Source organism: Mycobacterium europaeum, from assembly GCF_002102155.1.
In the GTDB taxonomy this organism is placed as follows: Bacteria; Actinomycetota; Actinomycetes; order Mycobacteriales; family Mycobacteriaceae; genus Mycobacterium; species Mycobacterium europaeum.
Map to the genome: position 1 here is coordinate 190734 of NZ_LQOU01000010.1, position 24117 is coordinate 214850.

Annotated in this window: 22 protein-coding genes; 10 read left to right on the plus strand and 12 right to left on the minus strand. The window is 71.0% G+C overall.

All coding sequences use genetic code 11. The features are described from left to right. The first annotated feature begins 42 nt into the window (after nucleotides 1–42). Nucleotides 43–516, plus strand: a complete 474-nt coding sequence (locus tag AWC03_RS04930) for an SRPBCC family protein (RefSeq protein ID WP_085239386.1) — start codon at nucleotides 43–45, stop codon at nucleotides 514–516. 12 nt (nucleotides 517–528) lie between these two features. Here the strand turns inward: AWC03_RS04930 and AWC03_RS04935 are convergent, their stop codons facing one another. The 3 genes from AWC03_RS04935 to AWC03_RS04945 form a co-directional block, all read right to left on the minus strand. Continuing rightward, complete coding sequence (locus AWC03_RS04935; protein ID WP_085239387.1) at nucleotides 529–1275, minus strand: methyltransferase domain-containing protein; 747 nt, start codon at nucleotides 1273–1275, stop codon at nucleotides 529–531. A 120-nt stretch (nucleotides 1276–1395) separates the two neighbouring features. Beyond that, entirely contained in the window at nucleotides 1396–2781 is a 1386-nt protein-coding gene (locus AWC03_RS04940; protein ID WP_085239388.1) for an adenylate/guanylate cyclase domain-containing protein, read from the minus strand. A gap of 40 nt (nucleotides 2782–2821) precedes the next feature. Beyond that, entirely contained in the window at nucleotides 2822–3415 is a 594-nt protein-coding gene (locus AWC03_RS04945) for a TetR/AcrR family transcriptional regulator (protein ID WP_085239389.1), read from the minus strand. A gap of 115 nt (nucleotides 3416–3530) precedes the next feature. Here AWC03_RS04945 and AWC03_RS04950 point away from each other — a divergent pair, with 115 nt between their 5' ends. Then, complete coding sequence (locus tag AWC03_RS04950) at nucleotides 3531–4505, plus strand: oxygenase MpaB family protein (RefSeq protein ID WP_085239390.1); 975 nt, start codon at nucleotides 3531–3533, stop codon at nucleotides 4503–4505. On the opposite strand, the gene AWC03_RS04955 is transcribed toward AWC03_RS04950, so the two are convergent. After that, complete coding sequence (locus AWC03_RS04955; protein ID WP_244275136.1) at nucleotides 4502–5083, minus strand: SRPBCC family protein; 582 nt, start codon at nucleotides 5081–5083, stop codon at nucleotides 4502–4504. The genes AWC03_RS04950 and AWC03_RS04955 overlap by 4 nt on opposite strands. An 82-nt stretch (nucleotides 5084–5165) precedes the next feature. Between AWC03_RS04955 and AWC03_RS04960 the strand changes: the two genes are divergently transcribed. Further along, entirely contained in the window at nucleotides 5166–6260 is a 1095-nt protein-coding gene (locus AWC03_RS04960) for an AMP-binding protein (protein WP_085239391.1), read from the plus strand. A gap of 35 nt (nucleotides 6261–6295) precedes the next feature. Further along, on the plus strand, nucleotides 6296–7666 hold the full coding sequence (locus tag AWC03_RS04965) for an aldehyde dehydrogenase family protein (RefSeq protein ID WP_085239525.1): 1371 nt from the start codon (nucleotides 6296–6298) through the stop codon (nucleotides 7664–7666). Between the two features lie 55 nt (nucleotides 7667–7721). Here the strand turns inward: AWC03_RS04965 and AWC03_RS04970 are convergent, their stop codons facing one another. Continuing rightward, nucleotides 7722–8456 (minus strand): cutinase family protein, encoded by a 735-nt coding sequence (locus AWC03_RS04970; protein ID WP_085239392.1) that lies wholly within the window; start codon nucleotides 8454–8456, stop codon nucleotides 7722–7724. A gap of 263 nt (nucleotides 8457–8719) precedes the next feature. Between AWC03_RS04970 and AWC03_RS04975 the strand changes: the two genes are divergently transcribed. Both AWC03_RS04975 and AWC03_RS04980 read left to right on the plus strand, forming a co-directional pair. Further along, a complete protein-coding gene (locus AWC03_RS04975) occupies nucleotides 8720–9628 on the plus strand; it encodes an SDR family NAD(P)-dependent oxidoreductase (RefSeq protein ID WP_085239393.1) in 909 nt (302 codons plus the stop codon). Then, the gene (locus tag AWC03_RS04980; RefSeq protein ID WP_085239394.1) at nucleotides 9625–11190 is read left to right on the plus strand and encodes an AMP-binding protein; all 1566 of its coding nucleotides are present in this window, start codon (nucleotides 9625–9627) and stop codon (nucleotides 11188–11190) included. Before AWC03_RS04975 ends, AWC03_RS04980 begins: the two co-directional genes overlap by 4 nt. A 15-nt stretch (nucleotides 11191–11205) precedes the next feature. Here AWC03_RS04980 and AWC03_RS04985 read toward each other — a convergent pair whose 3' ends face one another. Both AWC03_RS04985 and AWC03_RS04990 read right to left on the minus strand, forming a co-directional pair. Continuing rightward, entirely contained in the window at nucleotides 11206–16029 is a 4824-nt protein-coding gene (locus tag AWC03_RS04985) for a cation-translocating P-type ATPase (RefSeq protein WP_085239395.1), read from the minus strand. A gap of 156 nt (nucleotides 16030–16185) precedes the next feature. Next, nucleotides 16186–17139, minus strand: a complete 954-nt coding sequence (locus AWC03_RS04990) for a sigma-70 family RNA polymerase sigma factor (protein WP_085239396.1) — start codon at nucleotides 17137–17139, stop codon at nucleotides 16186–16188. A 144-nt stretch (nucleotides 17140–17283) separates the two neighbouring features. On the opposite strand from AWC03_RS04990, the gene AWC03_RS04995 reads away from it, so the two are divergent. Both AWC03_RS04995 and AWC03_RS05000 read left to right on the plus strand, forming a co-directional pair. Further along, the gene (locus AWC03_RS04995) at nucleotides 17284–18048 is read left to right on the plus strand and encodes an SDR family oxidoreductase (protein ID WP_085239397.1); all 765 of its coding nucleotides are present in this window, start codon (nucleotides 17284–17286) and stop codon (nucleotides 18046–18048) included. A 31-nt stretch (nucleotides 18049–18079) separates the two neighbouring features. Continuing rightward, the gene (locus tag AWC03_RS05000; RefSeq protein ID WP_085239526.1) at nucleotides 18080–18817 is read left to right on the plus strand and encodes a DUF899 domain-containing protein; all 738 of its coding nucleotides are present in this window, start codon (nucleotides 18080–18082) and stop codon (nucleotides 18815–18817) included. Between the two features lie 99 nt (nucleotides 18818–18916). On the opposite strand, the gene AWC03_RS05005 is transcribed toward AWC03_RS05000, so the two are convergent. Both AWC03_RS05005 and AWC03_RS05010 read right to left on the minus strand, forming a co-directional pair. Continuing rightward, nucleotides 18917–19141 (minus strand): hypothetical protein, encoded by a 225-nt coding sequence (locus AWC03_RS05005; protein WP_085239398.1) that lies wholly within the window; start codon nucleotides 19139–19141, stop codon nucleotides 18917–18919. Between the two features lie 57 nt (nucleotides 19142–19198). Further along, on the minus strand, nucleotides 19199–19573 hold the full coding sequence (locus tag AWC03_RS05010) for a nuclear transport factor 2 family protein (RefSeq protein ID WP_244275138.1): 375 nt from the start codon (nucleotides 19571–19573) through the stop codon (nucleotides 19199–19201). 87 nt (nucleotides 19574–19660) lie between these two features. On the opposite strand from AWC03_RS05010, the gene AWC03_RS05015 reads away from it, so the two are divergent. Then, nucleotides 19661–20527, plus strand: coding sequence for a rhomboid family intramembrane serine protease (locus AWC03_RS05015; RefSeq protein WP_085239399.1), 867 nt, complete (start codon nucleotides 19661–19663; stop codon nucleotides 20525–20527). Continuing rightward, nucleotides 20524–20985, plus strand: a complete 462-nt coding sequence (locus AWC03_RS05020) for an SRPBCC family protein (RefSeq protein WP_085239400.1) — start codon at nucleotides 20524–20526, stop codon at nucleotides 20983–20985. Before AWC03_RS05015 ends, AWC03_RS05020 begins: the two co-directional genes overlap by 4 nt. On the opposite strand, the gene AWC03_RS05025 is transcribed toward AWC03_RS05020, so the two are convergent. From AWC03_RS05025 to AWC03_RS05035, 3 genes are read right to left on the minus strand one after another with little or no spacing between them, the layout of a single operon-like run. After that, nucleotides 20986–21759 (minus strand): SDR family NAD(P)-dependent oxidoreductase, encoded by a 774-nt coding sequence (locus AWC03_RS05025; RefSeq protein ID WP_085239401.1) that lies wholly within the window; start codon nucleotides 21757–21759, stop codon nucleotides 20986–20988. It abuts the gene before it with no gap. Between the two features lies 1 nt (nucleotide 21760). Beyond that, on the minus strand, nucleotides 21761–23359 hold the full coding sequence (locus AWC03_RS05030) for an AMP-binding protein (RefSeq protein ID WP_085239402.1): 1599 nt from the start codon (nucleotides 23357–23359) through the stop codon (nucleotides 21761–21763). Between the two features lie 9 nt (nucleotides 23360–23368). Further along, nucleotides 23369–24115 carry a GntR family transcriptional regulator gene (locus AWC03_RS05035; protein WP_085239403.1) on the minus strand — a complete coding sequence of 249 codons (747 nt, stop codon included), beginning with the start codon at nucleotides 24113–24115 and terminating at the stop codon, nucleotides 23369–23371. Nucleotides 24116–24117: the final 2 nt, after the last annotated feature.

The window sequence follows — 24117 nt, forward strand, 5'->3', positions numbered from 1 at the left end:
CGGCGGGGCGGGGCCGGCGGTCGACGTGTTTGGATAGGCGACATGACCGACACGGAAGCCGAACGCATCGTGAGCGCCACGCGCGTCATCGCGGCCAACGCCGCACGAATCTTCGAACTGATCGCCGATCCCGCGCGCCAGCCGAGCTGGGACGGCAACAACAACCTCGCGTCGTCGGCTCCGGGGCAACGCGTCCGCGCGGTCGGTGACGTGTTCAAGACGACGCTGACCACCGGTGTGGTGCGGGAGAACCACGTCGTGGAATTCGTCGAGGGCAGCAAGATCGCCTGGTGCCCGGCCGAACCCAGGAAGCAGCCGCCCGGTCACCTGTGGCGCTGGGAGCTCAGCCCGGTGAACGCCGAACTCACCACGGTGACCCACACCTACGATTGGACGGCGCTGAGCGACCCAACCCGCCTCCCGCGCGCCCGTGCGACGACGCCGGACATGTTGCGCGAATCCATGGACCGGCTCGCCACGGCCGCCCAGGCGCCCGATTCGGGCGGGCAAGGCTGAACAGCGGCTGACTCAGCCGTTCTTGGCGCGCACCCACTGCACGGTGCCGAAGTTCTTCACCCGCACGCTGACGAACCCGTGGTCCTCCAGAGTGTCGCCGATCTCGTCGTCGCCGAAGACGTGCGCCCCCACGTGCGGCAGCCGCTGAAAGAACCGGGCGGCCGGCCCGACGGTGGGCACCATGACGGCCAGCCGCCCGCCCGGCCGCAGCACCCGCGCCATCTCGCCCAGGGCCGCCGCCGGGTTGGGAACCAGCTGCAGTACGGCCGTCGAGATGACGGCGTCGACCGTGTCGTCGCGCAGCGGAAGTCGCTGCGCGTCGGCCTTGATGAAGCCCACCTGCGGCCCCGCTTCGTTGCGGACGGCGCGCGCGAGCATGGCCTCGGAGATGTCGACCCCCAGGGCCAGCCCGTCCGGGCCGGCCGCGCGCGCCAGCGATGCGGTGACGTTGCCGGGGCCCGAGCCGACGTCCAGCGCGACGCCGCCCGGCGGGATGTTCAGCCACTCGAGAGGGGTCTGCCACGCGCTGATCAACCGTCGCGACAGGGCCTGCGCGTTGTCGTAGAGCATCGACCCGATCGGTGATGCCCACGCCGCCTGGATGGGCCCGGTGTTCTTCTCGACCTCGTCGCCGTCGGCGGATCCGTCGCCCAGCAGATCGAGGTAACCCTTGCTCACATCGGGATCGGCCGGCGGATCAGCGAGCAGGTCCAGCGCTCGGCGCAGCGCCGGAGGCAACGAAACGTGCACGTCGGTCATGCGTACTCCTTCGCGTGAAAAACCAAGTTGCGCGGCGGAACTCGGCCGGCAAGCACGGGAGCCCCGAGTCCGTTGAGCCCCGGTGGCAGCCATTAAACAGGCTAGCCGAGAAGCGCGCGGCTATCGCGGGACGATCGCGCGCTCGCGCTGCAGCGAGTACAGCCGCCACTGGCCCGGCACGCCCTTGAGGGCGGCCTCGCCGCGGTCGCCGAACCGGTACCGCGAGCCGGTGACGATGTCGCGCACCGTCGACGACACCACCACTTCGCTGGGCCCGGCCAGTGCCGCCACCCGCGCGCCGATGTGCACGGCCATCCCGGCGACGTCACTTTTCGAGGCGCCGCGCACCTCCACCTCGCCAGCGTGGATGCCCACCCGCACCTCGATGCCCAGCACGCGGACCACGTCGACGATGGCGTCGGCGCAGGCGAGGGCGGCGCTCGGGCTGCTGAACGTGGCGACGAATCCGTCGCCGGCGGTGTTGACTTCACGCCCGCCGAACCGCTGGAGCTCGCGGCGCACGAGGGTGTCGTGGTTGTCGAGCAGGTCGCGCCAGCGATGATCGCCGAGCACCGCGGCCCGCTCGGTGGAACCGACGATGTCGGTGAACACGATCGTGGTGAGCAGGCGTTCGGCGTCGGAGACGCCACGCACGCCGGTGATGAATTCCTCGATCTCGTCGAGGACGGGGGCGGTGTCGCCGACCCAGTACAGGGCGTCCCGGCCGGGCAGTTCGACGAGGCGCGACCCGGGGATGTGTTCCGCCAGATAGTGTGCGTGCCCGACTGGGCTGAAGTCGGGGTTGTCGCGGTGCAGGATCAGCGTCGGGACGGCGACGAGGGGGAGTCGGTCGCGGACATCGCCCTCCCGGATCTTGTTGATGAAGGCGCGGGCCATGCTCGGTGATGCGGCCCGGTTGCCGGCCATGTCCCACCACGAGCGGAATGCGGCGTCGCGCGCCACGGAGGGGGCGATGATGCCGAGCATGTCGAATCCCTGCTCGACGGCGTCCGGTTCCATCCCGACCGTCGTGAAGCGATCGGCGTCGTCGAGGTCGGTGCCGATGGGGTAATCCGGACTGCGCAGCGTTCGCGCCGCGCCGTTCGCAATCACCAGGCTGTTCACCCGGTCGGAATGCTCGGATGCGAGAACCACACCGGCCAGCGACGTGAAACCCGGGGCGAAGATCGTTGCGCGCTCGCATCCCGCCGCGTTCATGACCGCGATCGCGTCCTGGGCCCAGGATTCCGGGCCGAGCATGTCCAGCGACGCGACCCGTGACGACAGGCCGATCCCGCGCTGGTCGAAGCGGATCACCCGGCAGAACGACGCGAGCCGCCGGTGGAACCGGTACATCGACGGCTCGAGGTCGACGCAGTCGATCGGGATTAACGGGCCCGGCAGCACGAGCAGGTCGATCGGGCCATCGCCGAAGACCTGGTAGGCGATGTCGATCTCGCCGCAACTGGCGTACCGGGTCCGTGGAGCCGCAAAACCCCCAGCCACGTCTTCAGGCTAGTGCAGGTCACCGACATGCCATAGCGCGTCACCGGCGGATGATCGGGACCAGGTAGCGGGCGGCGTACTCGCGGACGGCCGCGGGGTCCGAGGTGTCGAGCCGGTCGGTGGGGAAGACGATGATGCCCAGGGCGACGCGAAGCAGGATGTCGGCGATGTTGGTCAGGTCGCGGTCGGGGATGTCGGCCCCGCACCGGCGCAGGGTGTGGGCGATGCCGTCGGCGAACTGGCCGATGGGGAAGGCCTGCGATCGGGAGAACATGCCCAGGAGCTCGGGTTCGCTGTCGGCGATCCGGGAGTACAGCGGGGAATCGTGGACCAGGCGCACCCCGAGGGCGAACGCCTCGATCACGGCCTGTTGCGGGTCGCAGCCGGTGGTGGCCCGGTCCAGCGTGGTGAAGAACTGTTCGGCCTCGCGCCGCACCACGTGCCCGAACAGGTCGTCCTTGGTCGGAAACCGCCGGTAGATGGTGCTGCGGCTGACGCCCGCGCGGGCGGCGACGTCTTCGATGTTGGCCCGGCGCACGCCGTACGTCTCGAATACGGCGCGCGCGGTGTCCAGGATGGTGCGGTCGAGGTCGCTGATCTCGACGAGGTTGCCACCAGGGCTGTGGTTCGGCATGGCTCACGACCCCTTTCTGCAATCTCGCCGCAGAATGCTAAGCTGCGACACAAAGATACGGTTTTGTTTCATCGCTTCGCAAGCGCATCGCAGGTCCGAACCGCAGGAGGGGAGCATGACGGCCCAGGAAGACGTTGTGACCGGCGCCCCCGCCCGTTCCACGGCGGGCGCACGATTCGACACCGGCGTTCGGGAGGCGGTGCCGATGCCGGTCGACGGGCCGGCCGGCGAGGCCGACGACCTCGCGCGGTTGGGACCCGAGTCGTTGATCTGGAAGTTCTACGGGGACAACCGCACCCAGTTCTTTGGTTTCCAGCGCACCGCCGGCGTCGAGAACTGCATCGAACAGCTGGCCCAGGGTGTGCTCGACCACTCGGTCATCTTCAGCGACATGTTGGGCCGGGCCAAGCGGACCGCGCCGCCGCTGATGAAGACCGTGTACTCCGACGAACCCCGCGAGTGGGGCCGCAAGGTGCGGGACTTCCACAAGACGATCAAGGGGACGATCAGCGACGGCTCGAGGTATCACGCGCTGAACCCGGAACTGTTCTACTGGGCGCACGCCACCTTCGTCGACCAGGTCATCTACACCACCGACACGTTCATCCGCCGGCTCTCGCACGCGGAGAAGGCGCAGATCTTCGACGAGGGCAAGGTGTGGTATCGCCTGTACGGGGTCAGCGACCGCGGCCAGCCGCAGACCTACGACGAGTTCCTCGCCTACTGGGACGAGATGCTCGAGCGGTTCGTCCCGCACAAGACCGTCCTGTACGGCACCGGCTACATCCGGAAGGGAATTCCCGGCCCCCGCCGGGTCCCCGGGCCGGTGTGGAAGGTGCTGTCGGCGCCCCTCAACGCCTACACCCGCCTGGTCCTGGTCGGAACCATGCCGCCGCAGATGCGCGCGGTCTGCCGGCTGGAGTGGGACGCCAAGCGGGAGAAGCGATTCCAGCGGTTCGCCGCCGCCATGCGGGCGCTGAACCCGCTGATCAACCGGCTGCCCGTCGGGGCGATCTACACGCCGTGGGCGGCCAGGGCGTGGCGGCGCTCGGGCGTCGACCCGCGCCGGCTGCACAACCGCTCGGCTTAGCTGCTCCGTTCGGCGGCGGCGATGCCGCCTTTGAGCAGCTCGTCGATGACCTTCTTGAACACCGGCAGCATCAGCCGGTCCACACCGGGAATCTTCAGCGTTGACCGCAGGTGCCAGCTGACCTCGGTCCCCGTGTCTGTTGCGCGCAGCCGTACCGTGCCGATGTGATCCCGGGTCGGTGCGCCGGAGAGCATCTTGTACGCGTAGCGGGTGGGGCGCTCATATTCGATGATCTCCTCGACGAATGGGGGTCCGATCGCCGCCAGACGTCTGATCGCGCCGACACCATTCGGTGCGGGGGTCCCCTCGCGATCGAGCGTGCTGCGCCGGATCGCCCACATGTAGTCCGCGATCCGGCGGTGGTCGGTCATGACGTCGAACACGGTCTCGATCGGCGCCGCGGCGGTTCGGGTCAGGGTGAACTCGATCATCTGCAACCCATCCTGCCGATACGCGCCGCCGGTATCCAGTTGTGCACCGTCATGGTTCGTCCCCTCTCGCTGAGAGAGAACATAGCCGAAACGGCGTTTCGCCGGGGTGCCGCGGCACGCCCGCTCCGAAGTGAACAGCGGGTTCATGGCGGCGAAATTCCATGCGAAGTAAGCCAATACGGTGACGGGCGCTTGGCGAGCGGATGGGGATGGGCCAGTATCTGTTGATATGGCCGATGTCGACTTCTCGTTGTTGGATGTTCCGCGATCGGACCCGGTCGAGGACCCCGAGGCCTATCTGCGCGCGGCGATCGCGTGGCACTTCGGCGAGGACACCGGCTCCGCGTTCTGGCTCCGGACCGCCGCGACGCTGGACTTCGATCCGTTGACCGACGTGCAGACGTTCGCCGATCTGCGCCTCTTCCCCAACCTGGTCAACGAACTGCGCGATGTGCCGGTGGAGGACCTCATCCCGCGCGGCTACGGCGAACCGCGCCCGGTGCCCCAGGTATTCGAGTCCGGCGGCACCACCGGCGCGCCGAAACGGACTGCGCAGCTACCGGATTGGGTCGCGCAGGTGGTGCGCTGGCAGACCGAGGACTTCGCCGGCGGCGGGTTTCGCCGCGGCGAGGGCTTCCTGTGCCTGATGCCCAGCGGACCGCACGGGGTGGGCTTTTTCTCGCGGCTGGTCTCCGAGCGGCTGGGCGCGACTTTCCACGCCATCGACATCGATCCCCGTTGGGTGAAGAAGCTCGCCGCCCGCGACGCCGCCGCCGAAGTCGCCGCCTACGTCGACCACGTCGTCGAGCAGGCCGTCTTCGTGCTGCGGACGCAGAGCGTCGCGAACCTGCACACCACCCCGCCGCTGCTGGAGGCCATGGCCCGGGACGACCGGGTGGTCGAGTTGATGAACGACAAGGTCCGCTACCTGTTGCTCAGCGGCGCGCACGTGGACGCCGACACCCTCGACCTGCTCCGCGACCTCTTCCCGGCGACGACGATCACCATGGCCTTCGGCAGCACCATGGTGCTGTCCCAGGCGGTCACGCGAACGGACGACGGCGACGCGTTCGTGTTCGACCCGCGGACACCGTACGTGGTGTTCTGGGTGGTCGATCCCGACACCGGCGATCGGGTGCCGTACGGCCAGACCGGTCAGGTGGTGATGCACCACGTCAGCAAGGGCATGTTCATCCCGAACAATCTGGAGCGCGACCTGGCGGTCAGGGTGCCGGGGCCGGCGGGCGAGCTCAGCGACTCGGTCAGTGCGGTCCGCCCGGTCTCCACGTTCGAGGGCGAGGCCGTCATCGAGGGTGTGTACTGATCATGGCGGGCGAATCCGTCGGCGCCGCGGCCGATTTGGTGCCGATCGACGCGCTCGGCCCTGCCGAGCAATATCGGACCCGCCGCCGCGAGGTCCTGCTCAGCACCGCCGGCGCCGCGGTCGCCGAGCTGAGCATCGTGCCGCCGCTGTATGTCTCGCGCGCCCTGGCCGCGCAACGCAAGGCGGCGCCACTGCCCGTCGGGCAGCGCGCGGCGGCGCTGTCGGCGGCCGCGGGGATCTTCACCGAGGGCGTCATCGCCGGATTGGACTTCGAGGGCTACGTGCGGCTGGCCAGCCGGATTTCGGGGCTGCCGATCGCGGTCACCCGCGCCGGGGCGCGCGGGGTGGCGGACGCCGTCGGCGGCGCCTTCGACGCGATCCGGCCGGCCCGCCCGGTGGGCGCGACGCTGGATTGGCGTGCGGAAGCCACCCGCCGGGGAGGTGCGGTATGGGCGCGGCGCGGGGAGGTGTTCGCGGTGCACGCGGCGGGAAACGGTCCGGGCGTGCACGGCTTGTGGCCGCAGGCCCTGGCGCTCGGCTACCGGGTTGCGGTGCGGCCGTCGCGCCGCGAGCCGTTGACGGCCCACCGGCTGGTGCATGCCCTGCGGCAGGGCGGATTTCGCCCCGAGGACGCCGTGTACCTGCCGACCGACCATGCCGGCGCCGACGAGATCATCCGGTCGGCCGACCTCGCCATGGTGTACGGCGGGCAGCAGGTCGTCGACAAGTACGCCGACGACCCGGCGGTGATCGTCAACGGGCCGGGGCGCAGCAAGATCCTGATCACGGCCGAGCAGGATTGGCGCGACCACGTCGACCTCATCGTCGATTCGATCGCCAACCTCGGCGGCATGGCTTGCGTCAACACCACCGCCGTGCTGTACGAGGGCGACCCCGTCCCGCTGGCGCGGGCGATCGCTCAGCGGTTGGCGGAGATCGAGCCGCTGCCCACGGACGACGAGCGCGCGACCCTGCCCACCCAGCCCGTCGAAAACGCCCGGGCCGTGGCGGATTACCTGGCGGCCAAGGCCGCCGGATCGACGCCGCTGCTCGGCGCCGAGCAGGTGGTCGCCGACCTCGGTGACGGCTACGCGGCGCTGCGCCCCGCCGTGCATCTGTTGCCCGCTCCCGACGCCGACAGGCTCAACATCGAGCTGCCCTTCCCGTGCGTCTGGGTGTCGCCCTGGTCGGTCGACGCCGCCGTCGAGCCGCTGCGGCATTCGTTGGTGCTCACCGCGCTCACCGAGGACGAGCGGCTGATCGACGCCCTGCTTGCCGAGCCGACGATCGCCAACGTGTACTTCGGGCCGCACCCGACCTGGTACGCGGCACCGGCCATTCCGCACGACGGGTTCCTGGCCGATGCCCTGATGCGCAACAAGGGCTTCATCCGCGACAGCGGCTGACCCGAGGAGTCAGGCCGGCGTCGTTGATGACGAGGAGCCAACGAGCCGTTCCGGCTCAGCTTCCGAAGCCGCCGCCGCCGCTCGCGAGCGTCGTGGCGCCGCCGGTGCCCAGGTGGCTGGAGGCGAAGGCGACGCCTTTGTCGATCATGGCGCCGTCGTCGGCGTAGGTGTTGTGGGCGGCGAAGTTCATTCCGTCGGAGCACACCGGGTCTTCGGTGGCGCAGACCTTGATGGTCTTGTCCTGATACGCCGGGCCGATGACCACCGGCGGTTCGCCGAGGAAGTTCATGGCGCGCACGTTGGGCGTGCCGAACAGCACGACCGAGGAGACGTGGTTGGCGACCGAGGGGTCCAGGGGCTTGGGCACGGTGTTGGGGTCGACGCCGTCGGGGATCGCGGGTGAGGTGACAAAGCCCATCACGGCCGCGCCCTGGGAGTAGCCGCCGAGCACCATCTTGGTGTTGGGGCAGTCGCGGGCCATCGAATTGACATGGGCGGCGGCGTCTCTGATGCCGTCGATGCCGGTGTCCCATTGGTCGCTGGCGGGGTAGTTGACGGGGTAGACGTCGAAGGACTTGGTTCCCATGCGTGCGTGCAGGGCGTCGACGAAGGCTTGGCCGGTGGGGCCGACGCCGGGGGCTTCGCCGGTGCCGCGGGCGAAGACCACCTGGACGTCCGGGCATTGGGCGGCGGCGGTGGGCAGGGCGGAGCCGACGAGGGCCGACGCGCCGAGGCCGGACGCGGCGGCGACTGCTGGAGCAACAAAACGGGCTATTTGACGTGCGATCATGCCGCAATGGTGCCCAGTGAGCAGACCGCCTAAACAAGCGAACCGGGGAAATTACTGCGAATTCACGCCGGGGGTCGCCGCGGGGTATGCGGCTGAGATGGCTTGCGCGCGGGCCTGATCCGTCGCCGCGGCGCGCCCGCGGGTTCGGCGCGTCCCGCCGACGGGGCGGGGCGGGGCGCGCGGCCCGGTCGCGATGTGGTCTGCTAACTAGACGAGTCGAGCGCTCGGTGAAGCCATCCGCCGATGCTCGACAAGCGGTGCGAATGAATGCAGCGGCAGAGTTGAATCCAGTAGTGCAGGTCCTCAACACGGTCACGGACCACTTGGCCAATCCGGCGCGGGTGTCGGATCCCGACAGGCTGCGCCGCGCCGTCAGCGGTAAGACGGTCCTGATCACCGGCGCCTCGTACGGAATCGGCGAGGCGACCGCGCGCAGGTTGGCCGCCGGGGGCGCCACGGTGCTGGCGGTCGCCCGGTCGCAGGAGCGGCTGGGCGACCTGGCGGCGTCCGTCAACGCCGCCGGCGGCCGTGCGATCGCGTACCCGACCGACCTCACCGACGAGGCGGCCGTCGCCGCGCTGACCAAGGAGATCACCGAGCGGCACGGCGCGCTCGACATCGTGGTCAGCAACGCCGGCAAGTCGTTGCGCCGCTCGCTGCACGACCAGTACGACCGTCCCCACGACTTCCAGCGCACCATCGACATCAACTATCTGGGGCCGATCTGGCTGCTGCTGGGGCTCCTGCCGGCCATGCGGGAGAACGGGCGCGGACACATTGTCAACGTGTCCAGTGTCGGCGTGCGGGTGGTGCCGGGGCCGCAATGGGGCGCCTACCAGGCGTCGAAGGGGGCCTTCGACCGGTGGCTGCGCAGCGTGGCGCCGGAACTGCACGCCGACGGTGTGGACGTCAGCACCGTCTACTTCGCGCTGGTCCGCACCCGGATGATCGAGCCCACCCCCATCCTGGGCCGGCTCCCCGGCCTGTCGGCGGACCAGGCCGCCGACGCCATCGCCAAGGCCGTCATCGATCGGCCCCGCAGCAGCGAACCGCCGTGGGTGTTGCCGGCCGAGTTGGCCTCGGTGCTGCTGGCCGGCCCGGCCGAACGCGCGGCCCGGCTGTGGTACCGGCGGTTCTTCTCGGGGTCCGGCGCCCGCGAGGCCCGCCGATGACCACCGAGGGGGTGGTCGGCACCGCGGCCCGGGCGCTGCTGCGCTCGCGACTGCTCGCCCCGCCGTCGCCGCTCGCCACCCTGCGGCTGCTCCTCGAGGTGCGCCGCGGCGGCACCAACCCCTACACGCTGCTGGCGGTGACCGCGGCTCGCTGGCCCGACCGGGCCGCGATCGCCGCCGACGACGGCGTCTGCGACTACCGCGAGCTGCGATCGACCGCCGAAGCGCTGGCGCACCGGCTGTCCCTCGACGGTGTGGGGCCCGGCGACGCGGTGGGCGTGATGTGCCGCAACGGGCGCGGTTTCGTCGCCGGCTTCTTCGCCGCCGCGCTGGTGGGCGCCGACGTGGTCCTGGTCAACACGGACTTCCGCACCGACGCCCTGGCGTCGGCGATGAGCGCGCACCGAATCGGCACGATGATCGCCGACGACGAATTCGGCGAACGCGTGCGCGCGGCCGACCGATCGGTCGCCCTCATCGACCCGGCGACGGACACCGCCCGGGCGGGTGATCCGCGGCCCGGCGTGGCCGCCCCGGGCCGGATCGTTCTGCTGACGTCGGGCACCACCGGCACACCCAAGGGGGTGCCGCGCTCACCGCAACTGCGCTCCGCGGTGGGCGTGTGGGTGACCATCCTGGACCGGACCGGCCTGCGCACCGGGTCGCGAATCTCGGTGGCCATGCCCATGTTCCACGGGCTCGGGCTGGGCATGCTGATGCTGACCGTGGCCCTCGGCGGCACCGTGCTCACGCATCGCCACTTCGACGCCGAGGCCGCGCTGGCGCAGGCGTCGCTGCATCGCGCCGACGCGTTCACCGCCGTGCCGATCGTGCTCGCGCGCATCCTCGACCTGCCCGAGCGCGTGCGGGCCCGCAACCCGGTGCCCTACCTGCGGGTCGTGATGTCGAGCGGGGACCGGCTCGATCCCGCCCTCGGGCAGCGGTTCATGGATGCCTACGGCGACATCCTCTACAACGGCTACGGTTCCACCGAGGTCGGGATCGGGGCCCTGGCCACACCGGCGGACCTGCGCGAGGCACCGGAAACCGTCGGCAAACCGGTCGCCGGCTGCCCGGTGCGCATCCTGGACCGCAACGGCAGGACCGTCGGCCCGCGCGTCACCGGCCGCATCTTCGTGGGCGGCGAACTGGCGAGCGAGGGCTATACCGGCGGGGGCGCGAAGACCGTGATCGACGGCATGACCAGCACCGGCGACATGGGCTACCTCGACAACGCGGGCCGGCTGTACATCGTCGGCCGCGAGGACGACATGATCATCTCCGGCGGCGAGAACGTCTACCCCCGCGCGGTCGAGAACGCACTCGCCGAGCACCCGGCCGTCGCCGACAACGCGGTGATCGGCGTTCCCGACGAACGCTTCGGTCACCGACTGGCCGCGTTCGTGGTCCTGCAGCCGGGCAGCGACACCGACCCGGAAGCGCTGCGCGAATACCTCAAGGACAGGGTCTCCCGGTTCGAACAGCCCCGCGACATCAACGTCGTCGCCAGCATCCCGCGCAACCCGGCCGGCAAGGTCCTGCGCAAGGAGCTGTCCCGCTAGACGCGGGGTGCGGCCTCAGTCGTGCTTGGGTTCCAGCGCGGTGACCTGCTTGGTCAGCCAGTTGGGCGCCAGCACCGAGACGACGGTCGCGCCCGCGGTGGCGCTGATGACGCCGCTCCAGGCGACCGGGCCCAGCGGGGTGCAGCCGAAGAAGTGGCTGACGCCGGGGGTTTGGACGATGGCCACCAGCACGCCCGCGCTGCCCAGCGCCGTGCCCAGCACGAGCGGGCTGTGGCGGCGGGTCAGCAGGGTCTGCGCCAGCTGCGTGGTCACCAGCGCGGTCAGTCCCATGGTCGACGTGCGACGCTCGGTCCCCGGTGTCCACCGCCCGATGGCCCACGCCGCCGTCGCGCCCGCCGCCGTCACGGCGCCGCGGGTGACGATCTGCCGCATCAGCGGCGCGTCGAGGGACGGCGACGGCCCGGACAGCGTCGCCAGCTGGAAGGCGCGGTGCAGCTCCTCGGCGTCGCGGTCAACGCCGTCCTCGGCCTCCTCGGGCTCGGGGTACTGCGGGGTGACGGCGACCGCCAGCGCGGGGAACATGTCGGTCAGCAGGTTCACCAGCAGCAGCTGACGGGTGCCCACCGGGGCGCGGCCGGTGCCCAGGGCGGTGCCGATGAGGGTGAACAGCACCTCGCCGACGTTGCCGCCGACCAGGATGCTGACCGCGTCCCGGACGCCGCCCCACATCCCGCGGCCCTCGACCAGCGCGTCGAGCAGCACACCCAGATCGCTGTCGGTCAGCACGATGTCGGCGGCCCCGCGCGCGGCCGACGAGCCGCGGCCGCTCACGCCGATGCCCACGTCGGCCATCCGGATGGCCGCCGCGTCGTTGGCCCCGTCGCCGACCATCGCGACCGCCTGCCCGCTGGCCTGCAGCGCCGCGACGATCTGCACCTTCTGCTCCGGGCTGACGCGGGCGAAAACCTGCACGTCGGCCGCGACCTTGGCGCGGTCCTCCTCGCCGAGGTCCGCCAGCTCCGCGCCGGTGATCTCGCGCGCGTCCGGCGGCAGCCCCAACTGCCGGGCGATCGCCCGCGCGGTCACCGGGTGGTCGCCGGTGATCAGCACCACCCGCCGGCCGGCCTCCACCAGCGCCTCGATGAGTGGGCGCGCAGACGGGCGCGCGGTGTCGGCCAGACCGACGTAACCCAGCAGCTCGAGGTCGTGGGCGGCGGCGTCGACGGCGTCGGCGTCGGTCTCCTCCTCGCCGGTCGTACCCTCCCAATGGCGCTGCGCCACCGCCAGCACCCGCAGGCCCTGCTCGGCCAGGCGCAACACCAGCGACTCCGCGCGGTCCTGCTCGGCGTCGGAGTCGGCGAACCGGCAGCGCGGCAGCACCTCTTCGGGCGCGCCCTTGACCATCAGCATCGGGCCGCCGTTGCCGCCCGTGATGCCGATCGCGGCGGAGTATCCGCGACTGGACTCGAACGGCACCTCCGCGAGCACGGTCCAATCCGAGGCCCATTGGGCATCAACGGAATTGGCCGCGGTGAGGATCGCCTCGTCGGTGGCGTGCGCGTGGCCGCCGCCGTTGTGCGGCTGTGTGCTGCTGCGCGCGGCGGCCCGCAATACGGCGGCGGACGCGGGGTCGCCCAGGTCGGGGAACGCACCGCGCGCGTCGGTTCCGTGCGGGACGCCGCGCACGACGCGCAGATGGTTCTCGGTGAGCGTGCCGGTCTTGTCGAAACAGATCGTCTCGACCCGGCCCAGGGCTTCGACCGCACGCGGCGTCCGGACCAGGACCCCCCGCCGCGACAAGCGCTGCGCGGCGGCGAGTTGGGCCAGGGTGGCCACCAGCGGCAGGCCCTCGGGGACGGCCGCCACGGCGATGGCGACCCCGTCGGCGACGGCTTGGCGCAACGATCCCTGATGCAGCAGCGCCAAGGCGGTCACCGCGGCGCCGCCGGCCAGGGTCAGCGGCAGGACCTTGCTGGTCAGCTCGCGCAACCGGGCCTGCACCCCGGCTGCCGACTCGACGTCGGCGATGGCCGAGATCGCGCGCTGCGCGGCGGTACCCGCCCCGGTCGCGACGACGATCGCGCGGGCCCGCCCGGCGACGATGGTGCTGCCCTCGAACAGCATGCTGGCGCGGTCGGAGTCGGCGACGGCCACGGGTTCGACCTGCTTGTCCACCGGCAGCGATTCGCCGGTGAGGAAGGACTCGTCGACTTCGAGGTCCTCGGCCACCAGCAGGCGCGCGTCGGCCGGGACCACTTCCGGCGCGGCCAGGTCGATGATGTCGCCGGGCCGCAAGGATTTGGCGTTGACCGACACCGTCCGCTCGGCGGTGCGGGCCGCCTCCAGCCGGCGGTGCGCCGTGGCGACCGCGGGGACGACGACGCGGCGCGCGTGCTGGTCCTGCTCGGCGAACAACTCGGCGACCGCGGCCTCGGCGCGCAGCCGCTGCACCCCGCCCGCGATCGCGTTGGCCGTCATCACGCCCGCCACCAACAGCGCGTCGACGCTGCTGCCGACGATCGCCGAGGCCGCCGCCCCGACGGCCAGGATGGGGGTCAGCGGATCGGCGAGCTCGGCCCGCGTCGCGGTCAGCAGCCGCCCCACCTGGCTCGCCGGACCGCGCAGCGGCGCGACCATCGGGTTGTAGGACAGGTCGTCGAGCAGCTGCCGCCAGGGCGCCACGCCGGGCTCGACGGCCAACGGCCGCGTGCGGCTGGCCAGCCGGGCATAGACGATCTCCGGATCCAGGGCGTGCCAGGCGGTCAGCGGCTGCGGTGTGGGGTCGGCCAGCCGGAGCACCCGGGACGCCGCGAAGGTGCCCTGCATGAGGGCGGCCGCGGCGGCGGCGTTGACCGGGTTGAGCCAGCGCTGCACGGCGAACGGGCTGAGGGTCCGCGGATCGCCGGTGACCAGCAACAGCCCGGCCAGCGTGCTGCCGCCCTTGGCCAGGCGCACCGCCGACTCCGTCGCCGCCCGGGCGACCGGGAGCGCCGAGAGGATGCGCACCGCCGCGGCCAGGTCGGTGCCCGTGATGATGTCCGCCGTCCAGGGCGTCGCGGCCTGGGGGTCGTCGAGCGCCACCCCGACGTCGGCGATGGCCAGCGCGGCCAGCGTGTCGGTCGACGCGAAGTCGCGGTGCAGCGCGGTGATGAGCAACACCGGCCCGCGGTCCGTGCGCAGGTCGCGCACCAACTGCAGCAGCGGCGAGCCTGGCGGGTGGCTCACCGCGACGCTGGCGGTCAGGTCCTCGGTGCCGGCGACGTGGCGCAGCACCACCCGGGCGCCGGTCCGGTGCGCGATCTGCAGCAGCGGGATGGCGAACGGGTCGACCTCCCAGCCGACGTCGACGCTGCCCACCCGCTCGCCGTCGACCACCAGATCGGCATGTTCGAGCCCCTGCGCCGGCGTCGCGGACGATCCCTGCGCGCGGACCCACCGCAGGCGGGCGCCGGTGGCCGGCAGCTCGTCGGGGTCGGGTTCGGGCGCCTCCTCGCCGTGCAGCAACGCGTCGGCGACCTCGTACACGCGGTCCTCGTCCCACCCGGGTACGTCGCCCCGGGCCTTCAGCACGGCGCGGTTGTCGCCCCGCAGCGCGGCCCCGTCGACGACGACCACCTTGACGCGGTCCAGCCGCCGCAGCGCCCCCGGGTCCAGGAACAGCTGCCCGGCGTTGGCCAGTCCGCGGCCCAGCACGGCCGCGAATGCCTGCCGGCCCGTGTGCGCCGCCCGGGGCACGCCGGCGAGCAGCGCGCCGGCCGCATCCTCGGTGCCCCCACCGGCCAGCAGCGCACCGGCCGCCGCCACCAGCGACGCGTTGGCGGCCTGGTCGGCGTACTCCTCGACCGGCCCGGCCATCGATCCCTTGGCGGTGTCGATGGCGGCGTCGATGGCCCCGCCCACCACCACGTGCGACGCCTCCCCTGCGGCGGCGGCGGCCGAATTGTGGCGCGGCGCTTGGGATTTGGGGCCGGCCGAGGAAATCACCGGAACCACCGGCGCCTGCGGCCGGTTGGGCGAGGCCAGCTCCGGCTCGCGGTCGCGCCAGCGCTGCCGGTGCGCCGCGGCCTCGGAGACCTGCAAGCTTCGTTGGGCCAGATCCAGCAGCGGCGTGCCGACCGCCTGTGTCAGCCCGTTGGCCAGCGCGGTCGACGCGCTCAGGGCGATGTCGGTGCCGACGCGGCCCAGCCGCGATTCCAGCACGGCGACCACCCGCGGCTGATGGTTCAGCAGGGCGGCGGCCGCGCGGGCGCTGCGCGGTGCGACGGGCAACCGGCCCAGCCAGCCGGTCACCGCGGCACCGATGGCCGCCACGTCCATCGCCGCGGCGGTGGCCGGCACCAGGATCGCCAACGGGTTTCCGGGGTCGGCGAACGGCGCCGTGCGCGTCGAATCCTTGCCGACGACCAGGGTCAGGTCCGCCGCGACGCTGCAGACCGTGTCCCGGACCCGGTCCAGCACAACGTCGTTGTCGCCGTCGTTGTCGAATTCGACCACCAAGCGGCCCAGGGCGCCCTCGACGTGGGCGGCGGCCACACCCGGAATTCGGCGGACCGGCTCCTCCACCACGGGCGCGTGATCGTGCCAACCGGGGAACGGCAGCAACGGATCCAGGTCCAGATGCACTCGCCGCCCGCTCTGCCACCGGATCGGCGGGGTGACGCTGCGCCCGGAACCGTTGCTGGGACCGATCACTCCGATGGCGCGGCCGGTCGTCTGCGCCATCGACTGCACGACCGGGACCGCCAATTCGGCGACCGGGCTGGCCAGATTCTGCAGGGCGTCGGCGGCACCGGCCGCGGTGGACATGCCGGCTCGCACCACCTGCGCGGCCCCGTCGGTCATGCCGGCGACGACGCTGGCAACGCCGGGAATCCTCACTCAGTCACCCTTCGATTACGTCTACCGCGCCTAATGATCCTGGGGGGCATGGGGCCTGTCCACATATGCAACGTGGACCTTGCGGCGGCACCGATGACTCCGGTGGGTCGGGCCTTCCTTCGGTGACCGGAGGTGGGTCGCTTCCCTGCGGACAGGTTACCGGCTCGATGGGAAACCAAACGTGCTGAAGAGGCCCGGGTCCAGGAAGACCGTGATGGTGGCGATCCCGTCGGCGCCCGCGGTGAGGACGTGGATGGAATGGGCCCGCATCGCCCCGCCGGCGTCGCGCCGGTACTCGGCGACCGCGGGTTGCGCGTTCGCGGCCGTCGGCATCATCGCGATGTCCCCGGGCTCGGCGAAAGCGCGCGCGGCGAGGAACCGCAGCACCGGGTCGCGGCCGGTGAACCACACGGGCAGAGGCGGCATTTCGAGTTTCACATCCGCTTGCAGCAGCGCGGTCAGCGCGGCCATGTCGGCGTTCTCGAACGCGGCGCAGTAGCGGTCGATGAGTTCGCGGCGCGCGGCATCGTCGGGCTCGGCCAGGTCGTCCTCGGTGGGCGAGAGCTCGGCGAGGTGGGCCCGCGCCCGCTGCAGCGAGCTGTTGACCGCGGCCGGCGTGGTCTCGAGCAGCTCGGCGACCTCGGCGGCGGTGAACTGCACGACGTCGCGCAGGATGAGCACCGCTCGCTGGCGGGCGGGCAGCTCCTGCAGGGCCGTCATCACGGCCAGCCGCAGGCTTTGCCGCGCGGTGACGTTGTCCTCCGGTGTGAGCATCAGCGAGTCGGGGATCGGCTCGAGCCACTCGTGGGCGCCGCCGGTCGCGTCGAGGCTGGCGTCGGGGTCGATCGATCCGTCGCCCAGCCCGGCCGGCAGCACCCGGCGGGCGCGATTCTGCAGGGCCCGCAGGCACGCGGTCGTCGCGATCCGATACAGCCACGTTCGCAGCGCCGCGCGTTCCTCGAACGCCGGGTAGCCGCGCCAGCCGTTGAGGTAGGTCTCCTGCACCAGGTCCTCGGCGTCGTGCACCGACCCGAGCATGCGGTAGCAGTGCGCGATCAGCTCCGCGCGAAACGGCGCCGCCTGCGCGATGAAATCCTCCCTCGCCGGCATGGCATCTCCTGTCTGGGCCGCGACCTAACGCTACTGAAGTACAGAGACAGTGGGCCGCCGAGATTCATCGCTGCGCGGGCGATGAATTCGCGCGCCGCGCCGGCTCTCAATTGGTGAACGCACCTAGTGAGAGCGAGGACGAACATGACAGAGCCCCTGCGGACCGCCGGCCTGGCCGGCACCACGGCAATCGTGACCGGGGCGAGCCGTGGATTCGGCCGGGCGATCGCCGCCGCGCTGGCGGCGGCCGGCGCCGAGGTGGTCGGCGTCGCGCGCACCCGATCCGGTCTCGACGAAGCGCGCGACGAAATGGGCGACGCCTTCCTGCCGGTGGTCGCCGACGTCGCCGACCCCGCGACCGCGCAGCGGCTGATCGACGCGTACCGGCCGCAGACGCTCGTGTTGGGCGCCGGCGCGGCGCCACAGATGAGCCCCATCCAGGATCAGAGCTGGCACAGCTTCAGCCAGAACTGGAATGTCGATGTCGCCCAGGCCTTTCACTGGACCCGCCACGCGCTGCGGCGTCCGCTGGCGCCGGGCAGCTCGGTGATCGTCATGTCCAGCGGCGCCGCCGTGGCCGGATCGCCGCTGAGTGGCGGCTACGCGGGGGCCAAGGCGACGGTCAGGTTCATCGCCGGCTACGCCGCCGGGGAATCGCAGCGGGCCGGGCTGGGGATCCGCTTCGTGTCCGTCCTGCCGCGGCTGACACCGGCCACCGACCTCGGCGCCAAGGCCGTCGCGGCGTATGCCGAACGCCAAGGGGTCGACGTCGAGGCGTTCGTGCGCGCCGCGGGGCCCGCGCTCAGTCCCCAGCAGGTGGGCCGGTCGGTCCTGGCGCTCGCCCTCGGCGAGCCCGGCGAAGGGGACGCGTATCTGCTCACGTCGACGGGCCTGTCGGCGGTTGCCTGAAGACCGGCGAAACCACGAGGAGGACAACACCATGAACACACCCCCGATCGTGTCGGCGCGGGACTGGGCGGCCGCGCGCGAACAGCTGCTGATCAAGGAGAAGGAGGTGATGCGCGCCCACGACGCGCTGGCGGCGGCGCGCCGCCGGATGCCCTGGCTGGCCGTCGACAAGGAGTACGCGTTCGAGGGACCCGAGGGCAGGCTCAACCTGCCGCAGCTGTTCGCGGGCCGGCGTCAGCTGATCGTGTACCGCGCCTTCTACGAGCCGGGCGTGGACGGCTGGCCCGACCACGCCTGTCGCGGCTGCTCGATGATCGCCGACCACGTGGGGCACCTCGCGCACCTGAACGCCCGCGACACCACGCTGGTGTTCGCCTCGCGGGCGGCGCAACCCGACATCGCGCGGCTGAAGGCGCGAATGGGTTGGCAGATGCCCTGGTACACCATCACCGACGAGTTCGATGCCGACTTCAATGTGGACCAGTGGCACGGCACCAACGCATTCATTCGCGACGGCGGCCGCGCGTACCGGACCTACTTCATCAACAACCGCGGCGACGAAGCGCTGGGCAACACCTGGAGTTACCTCGACATGACCGCGCTCGGGCGCCAGGAGAGCTGGGAGGACTCGCCGGACGGCTATCCGCAAACCGCGCCGTACGAGTGGTGGGACTGGCACGACGCCTACGGCGAGCGCGCGCCGTCGCGGTGGTTCGGTGAGCCCGATCCCGGCGACCCCAATGACCCGCGCCCGGCGATCAATCGATGAATCGGCCCATCCGCATTCGGCGTTTCCGGTCCGAATAACACGAATGCGCGGTAGCCGTTCAACGGCTACGCGCGCAATATTCGGCCGAGTGAATTCGGGTTATAAAATCCGGTGGTTCGCCCTGTTGACGTGGTAGCCGGCCGGGAACGACTTCTCGATGACCTGCAGCTGGTGGTCCACCCGGGACTCGAGTTCGAGCACTACGCAGCCGTCGCCGACGGTCTTGGACTCGAGCACTATGTACCGCTGGCCGCAATCCATGATGGGATCACCTGAGTGCAATGTTTCGACGGGCACCAATTCCGGGCTTCCGTTTGATTCCACCCATCACACGGTAGGTCAATTCCGTGGGTCAGGGAATACTTTCCCGAGCACCCGGGGTCACTGCGTCCCGGGCTGCTTGAAGAACACGCTGACGTGGCGGATCCGCCCGTCGTCGCTTTGCTCGAACAGGATGCATTCGGGCCATCGCCTGGTGACCCCGTCGATCTCGAACGCCTCGGTCAACTCGACGTAGGACAGGCGAGCGTTCACGTGGGAGACCCGCTGCACCTCCAGCCGATGCCCGTCCAAGTTGGTCAGGACCTTGCGCAGGTAGGCGACGTAGTGCTGCTTGCCCTCGACCACATCGCAGAACGGACCCTCGCGCACCAGGCCTTCGTCGGCGATCGTCGCGGCGAGGCCGTCCCAATCGTGTGCGGCCAGGCACTCCAGGTAGCGCTCGACCGTTCCCGGCTCGCTCACGTCCACCCCCACGCACACCACAGTAAGCGACCGGCGGGCCGGAAAACAGGTTTGCTGAAGCCGTCCGCCCGGCCCGCCGGCGCGGGGGAGAATGGGGCGATGAGCGCACCCAGCCCAGCGGACTCGCCGTCCGCGGCCCCGAGTTGCTACCGGCATCCCGGCCGCCCGACGTACGTCCGTTGCAACCGATGCGAGCGCTACATCTGCGGCGACTGCATGCGCAGCGCTGCCGTCGGCCAACAGTGCGTGGAGTGCGTCCGGGCGGGCGCCCGGACCATCCGGCAGCCGCGGACCCGCTTCGGCGGACGCCTGCGGTCGGACACGCCGGTGGTCACCTACGTCCTGATCGCGGTCAACGTCCTGGCGTTCGTGCTGCAGATGGCGTCGGGGACCATGGAAAAGGATCTTGCGCTGTGGCCGCCGGCGGTCGCCGACGGCCAGGTCTACCGGTTGGTGACCTCGGCGTTTCTGCACTACGGGGCGACGCACCTGCTGCTCAACATGTGGGCGCTGTATGTGGTGGGCCCGCCCCTCGAGATATGGCTGGGCCGAATGCGTTTCGGTGCGCTGTACGCGCTGAGCGGGTTGGGCGGTTCGGTGCTGGTCTACCTGGTCTCGCCGCTGGACACGGCGACCGCGGGCGCGTCGGGGGCCATCTTCGGACTGTTCGGTGCCACCTTCGTGGTGGGCAAGCGGCTGGCCGTCGACGTCCGCTGGGTGGTGGCGGTGGTCGCGTTCAACCTGGTCTTCACTTTCCTTGTGCCGCTGATCAGTTCGCAGCGCATCAGCTGGCAGGCGCACCTGGGCGGGCTGGTCAGCGGTGCGCTGGTCGCCGCCGCCTACGTGTATCCGCCCAGGGAGCTCCGGAACGTGATCCAGGCCGCGGTGACGATCGTCGTTTTGGTGGCGTTCGCCGCGTTGGTCTGGTGGCGCACGGCGCAGCTGCTCGCGGAGTTCTCCGCATGAGCTGGTGGGTCGCTCACTCGGAGCACACGCTGACGCAGGACGTGCCCGCACCCCCCGGCGAGGTCCGCGACTTCTACGTCGACCTGGACAACATCAAGATCGTCCACCCGCTGATCGTGTCGGTGCAGACGGTGTCGCGCAGCGAGACCCCGGACGGCGTCGTCCACAGCTACCGGGTGCGGGACCGGATCCCGTTGGGGCCGTTCACCATAGCCAACACCTACCGGGCGACGTTGCGGGTGCCCGCGGCCGGTGACGTGCTGACCGAGGCCGACCAGTCGCCGGGGGTACACCTGCGCGGAACCGTCAGCTTCGAGCCGGTCCCGGCGGGCACGCGGATGACCGAACGGATCCGGATCGCCGCGCCCCGGCCGCTCGCGCCGTTCACGGCGCGCGAAGCCGTCAAGGCGCACATCGCGATGCTGGCCGGCATCCGCCGCCACTTCGAGACCCGATGATCAGCGCGGCTTCCACTCCGACGTGAGCGCCGTCTCCGACAGGTATTTCGTCGAACTCCACCCGCCGTCGACCACGATCGTCTGGCCGTTGATGAAGGCGCCGCCGGGCGAGCACAGGAACGCCACCGTGCTCGCCACGTCGTCGACCGTGCCCAGCCGCTGATGCGGTGTCATCTCGGTGTTGATGCGCCGGAACCGCTCGTCGTGCAGGCGCTGCTCTGTCATCGGCGTCTGAATCACGCCGGGGGCCACCGCGTTACAGCGAATGCCCTGCGCCCCGTATTGGCAGGCGATGTGGGTGGTCAGCGCCGCGAGGCCGCCCTTGGCCGCCGAGTACGCCCCGCCGCGCAGGCCTCCGACCACGGCGAAGGTCGACGTGACGTTGATGATCGCCGACCCGGGCGGCATGTGCGGCAGCACCTGCCGGATGAGGCGGAACGGGGCCCGCAGCATCAAACCGAGGAAGTGGTCCAGCGATTCGTCGTCCGTCTCGTGAACGGGCCGGGGGCTGCCGATGCCGGCGATGTTGACCAGGAAGTCGATGTGTCCCCACCTGTGCACCGCGGCATCGGTAATCCGCTGCGGGGCATCGTCGTCGGTGAGATCGACGGCCACCGTGGTCACCCGGTCGGGGTCGCCGATGCGGTGCGCCAGCTCGGCGAGTCGCTCGTCGTTTCGTCCGGTCGCCAGGATCGCCATGCCCGCGTCGGCGAGCTTGGTCGCGCAGCCGAAGCCGATCCCGCCGCTGGCCCCCGTCACCACCGCTACCTGCATGTCACTGCTCCGCCTTCATCAGCGCCGCCTTGATCCGGTGCTTCAATATCTTTCCCGCGTCGTTCTTGGGCAGCACGTCCCAAAGTTCCAGCTGCTCGGGCGCTTTGAACCGTGCGACGCCCGAGTCTTCGAGGAAGCTGCGCAGGCCGGCCACGTCGAGGTCGGGCCCGCCCGCGGGGACCACGACGGCGCAGGCGCGTTCCCCGGTGCGGGCGTCGGGCAGTCCGACGATGGCGATCTCGGCGATGCCGGGGTGGCCGGCGAGGATGTCCTCGACCTCCTTCGGCGAGATGTTCTCGCCGTTGCGGATGATGATGTCCTTGGCGCGGCCGGTGACGACGAGATAGTCGTCGTCGAGCCAGCGCGCCAGGTCCCCGGTGCGGAAGTAGCCCTGGTCGTCGAAGGCGTCTTCCTCGTCTTCGGGGTGCTGGTAGCCGATCAACATCTGCGGCCCGCGCGCGTGGATCTCCCCGCCGACCAGCTTCACCTCCGCCAGGCCGACGCGGCCGTCGGTGTCGGCGGCGCGCGCGGCGTTCCGCAGCGACCCGACCGTGGTGACGGGGACCTCCGTCGACCCGTAGACGCGGGTGACGGTGGCGGACTCGAAAAAGGCTGCGGCCCGGCGGATCAGCGCGGGCGACACCGACGCGCCGCCGCAGATGAACACCTTCAGGTCCGGCAGGCGGGTGCCCGCGCGCTCGGCGGCGGCCAGGATGTGCTCGAGGAACGGGGTGGCCCCGGCCATGTGCGTGCACCGCTCGGCTTGCATCAGCGCCACCGCGTCGTCGCCGCTCCACCGGTCCATCAGGACCGCGGTGGCGCCCAGCAGCAGCGGGCATTCGAACGCGTAGATGGAGCCGCCGATGTGCGCGATCGGCGACGCGACCAGGAACGTGTCGCCGGGCTCGACGAGCCAGTGCTGACCGAGCTGGCGGATCAGGGCGTGGATCGAGTTATGGCTGTGCAGAACGCCTTTCGGACGCCCGGTGGTGCCGGACGTATAGAGGATCATGCGCACGGCGTCGGGATCGAGCGCGGGCAGCGCCCGGGCCGGCGTGCTTTCTTCGAGCAGCGAGCCGAAAGTCAGCTGCCCCGCGTCGGTGTCCCCGCGCACGATCACGACCCCGGGCGGAGACTCCAGTTGCGCGGTCACCCGGGACAGCATGGCCGCATAGTCGTGGCGGCCGAACTGAGCCGGGGCGAAAATCATTCGGCTGTCGGCGTCTTCCAGGACGAACCGGAGTTCCCGGTCCCGCATCGACGGCAGGATGGGGTTGGCCACCATCCCCGCCATGGTGGTGGCCAGATAGATCACCGCCGCCTCGTGCCAGTTGGGCAGCATGAAGGACACCACGCTGCCCGGGGGGATGCGGGCGTGCAGCGCGTGCGCCAGCGTCGTCGCCTGCCGGTGCAGGGTCAGGCAGTCCAGCCGTCGGTCGCCGTCGACCAGCACCACCCGCCGCGGCGTGCGCTCGGCGGCCTCGCGCAGCGCGTCGGCCAGCGTCGTTCGGACCCACCAGCCGCGCGCGTAGGCTTCGGCGGCGCGTTCGTCGTCCCACCGAACCCACCGCCCGCCGATCAGCTTCCGGCTGGGCGCCATTGCGGCAGCTTAGCCACGGACCCGGCGCATCGTCATCGAGTGCCGGAAGCGCGATGCGGGATGGGTGTTGATGGTGACCTGGGCGACCTGCCCGTCGGAGGTCGTGTAGGTCCGGCGCACCTCCAATGCCGGTGCCCCGGGATCGATCTCGAGTCCGCGGGCCAGGCCGGGGTCAATGAGCACCGCGGCGATCTCCTGCTGGACCTCGACGATGCTCAGCCCGAACAGGTCCTCGATCAGCGGGAAGATGGGGCCTTCGTGGCGCTGCAACAACCGGCCGACCCCAGCGAACGCGCGGTTGATGTAGTACTCGGTGCGGCAGAGCGCGGCCCCCGGCGCCGCGTCGGTGGCGCGCCGGAAACCGCGCACGGTCAACCATTGCTCGCCGGCCGCCAGCCCGGTGCGGGCGGCCAGCTCGTCGTCGATGGTGATTATGGCGACCGACTCGATGGCGAACCGGGTGTCCGTCGCGAACGCCAGCAGGTCGTTGATCGACATGACGTGCTGGACGTAGGAGTCCGACGACGGCCGTGGCACGACGAGGGTTCCGGTTCGGGGGCGCGACGAGACCAGGTTGTCCTCGCGCAGGCGCCGCAGCGCCTCCCGAATGGTGTACCGGCTGACCGCAAACCGCTCACACAGCTCGTGTTCGGTCGGCAACTGGGACCCCACCGGATAGACGCCCTCCACGATCTCCTTGCGCAACGTGCGGGCCACCTGCAGGTACCGGTGGTCGGCGACTCTGGTTTCTGACATCT

Coding starts and splice junctions, on each gene's coding strand:
- AWC03_RS04930 (WP_085239386.1), top strand. CDS start 43: ATGACCGACACGGAAGCCGAACGCATCGTGAGCGCCACGCGCGTCATC.
- AWC03_RS04935 (WP_085239387.1), bottom strand. CDS start 1,275: ATGACCGACGTGCACGTTTCGTTGCCTCCGGCGCTGCGCCGAGCGCTG.
- AWC03_RS04945 (WP_085239389.1), bottom strand. CDS start 3,415: ATGCCGAACCACAGCCCTGGTGGCAACCTCGTCGAGATCAGCGACCTC.
- AWC03_RS04950 (WP_085239390.1), top strand. CDS start 3,531: ATGACGGCCCAGGAAGACGTTGTGACCGGCGCCCCCGCCCGTTCCACG.
- AWC03_RS04955 (WP_244275136.1), bottom strand. CDS start 5,083: ATGAACCCGCTGTTCACTTCGGAGCGGGCGTGCCGCGGCACCCCGGCG.
- AWC03_RS04960 (WP_085239391.1), top strand. CDS start 5,166: ATGGCCGATGTCGACTTCTCGTTGTTGGATGTTCCGCGATCGGACCCG.
- AWC03_RS04970 (WP_085239392.1), bottom strand. CDS start 8,456: ATGATCGCACGTCAAATAGCCCGTTTTGTTGCTCCAGCAGTCGCCGCC.
- AWC03_RS04975 (WP_085239393.1), top strand. CDS start 8,720: ATGAATGCAGCGGCAGAGTTGAATCCAGTAGTGCAGGTCCTCAACACG.
- AWC03_RS04980 (WP_085239394.1), top strand. CDS start 9,625: ATGACCACCGAGGGGGTGGTCGGCACCGCGGCCCGGGCGCTGCTGCGC.
- AWC03_RS04990 (WP_085239396.1), bottom strand. CDS start 17,139: ATGCCGGCGAGGGAGGATTTCATCGCGCAGGCGGCGCCGTTTCGCGCG.
- AWC03_RS04995 (WP_085239397.1), top strand. CDS start 17,284: ATGACAGAGCCCCTGCGGACCGCCGGCCTGGCCGGCACCACGGCAATC.
- AWC03_RS05000 (WP_085239526.1), top strand. CDS start 18,080: ATGAACACACCCCCGATCGTGTCGGCGCGGGACTGGGCGGCCGCGCGC.
- AWC03_RS05015 (WP_085239399.1), top strand. CDS start 19,661: ATGAGCGCACCCAGCCCAGCGGACTCGCCGTCCGCGGCCCCGAGTTGC.
- AWC03_RS05020 (WP_085239400.1), top strand. CDS start 20,524: ATGAGCTGGTGGGTCGCTCACTCGGAGCACACGCTGACGCAGGACGTG.
- AWC03_RS05025 (WP_085239401.1), bottom strand. CDS start 21,759: ATGCAGGTAGCGGTGGTGACGGGGGCCAGCGGCGGGATCGGCTTCGGC.
- AWC03_RS05030 (WP_085239402.1), bottom strand. CDS start 23,359: ATGGCGCCCAGCCGGAAGCTGATCGGCGGGCGGTGGGTTCGGTGGGAC.
- AWC03_RS05035 (WP_085239403.1), bottom strand. CDS start 24,115: ATGTCAGAAACCAGAGTCGCCGACCACCGGTACCTGCAGGTGGCCCGC.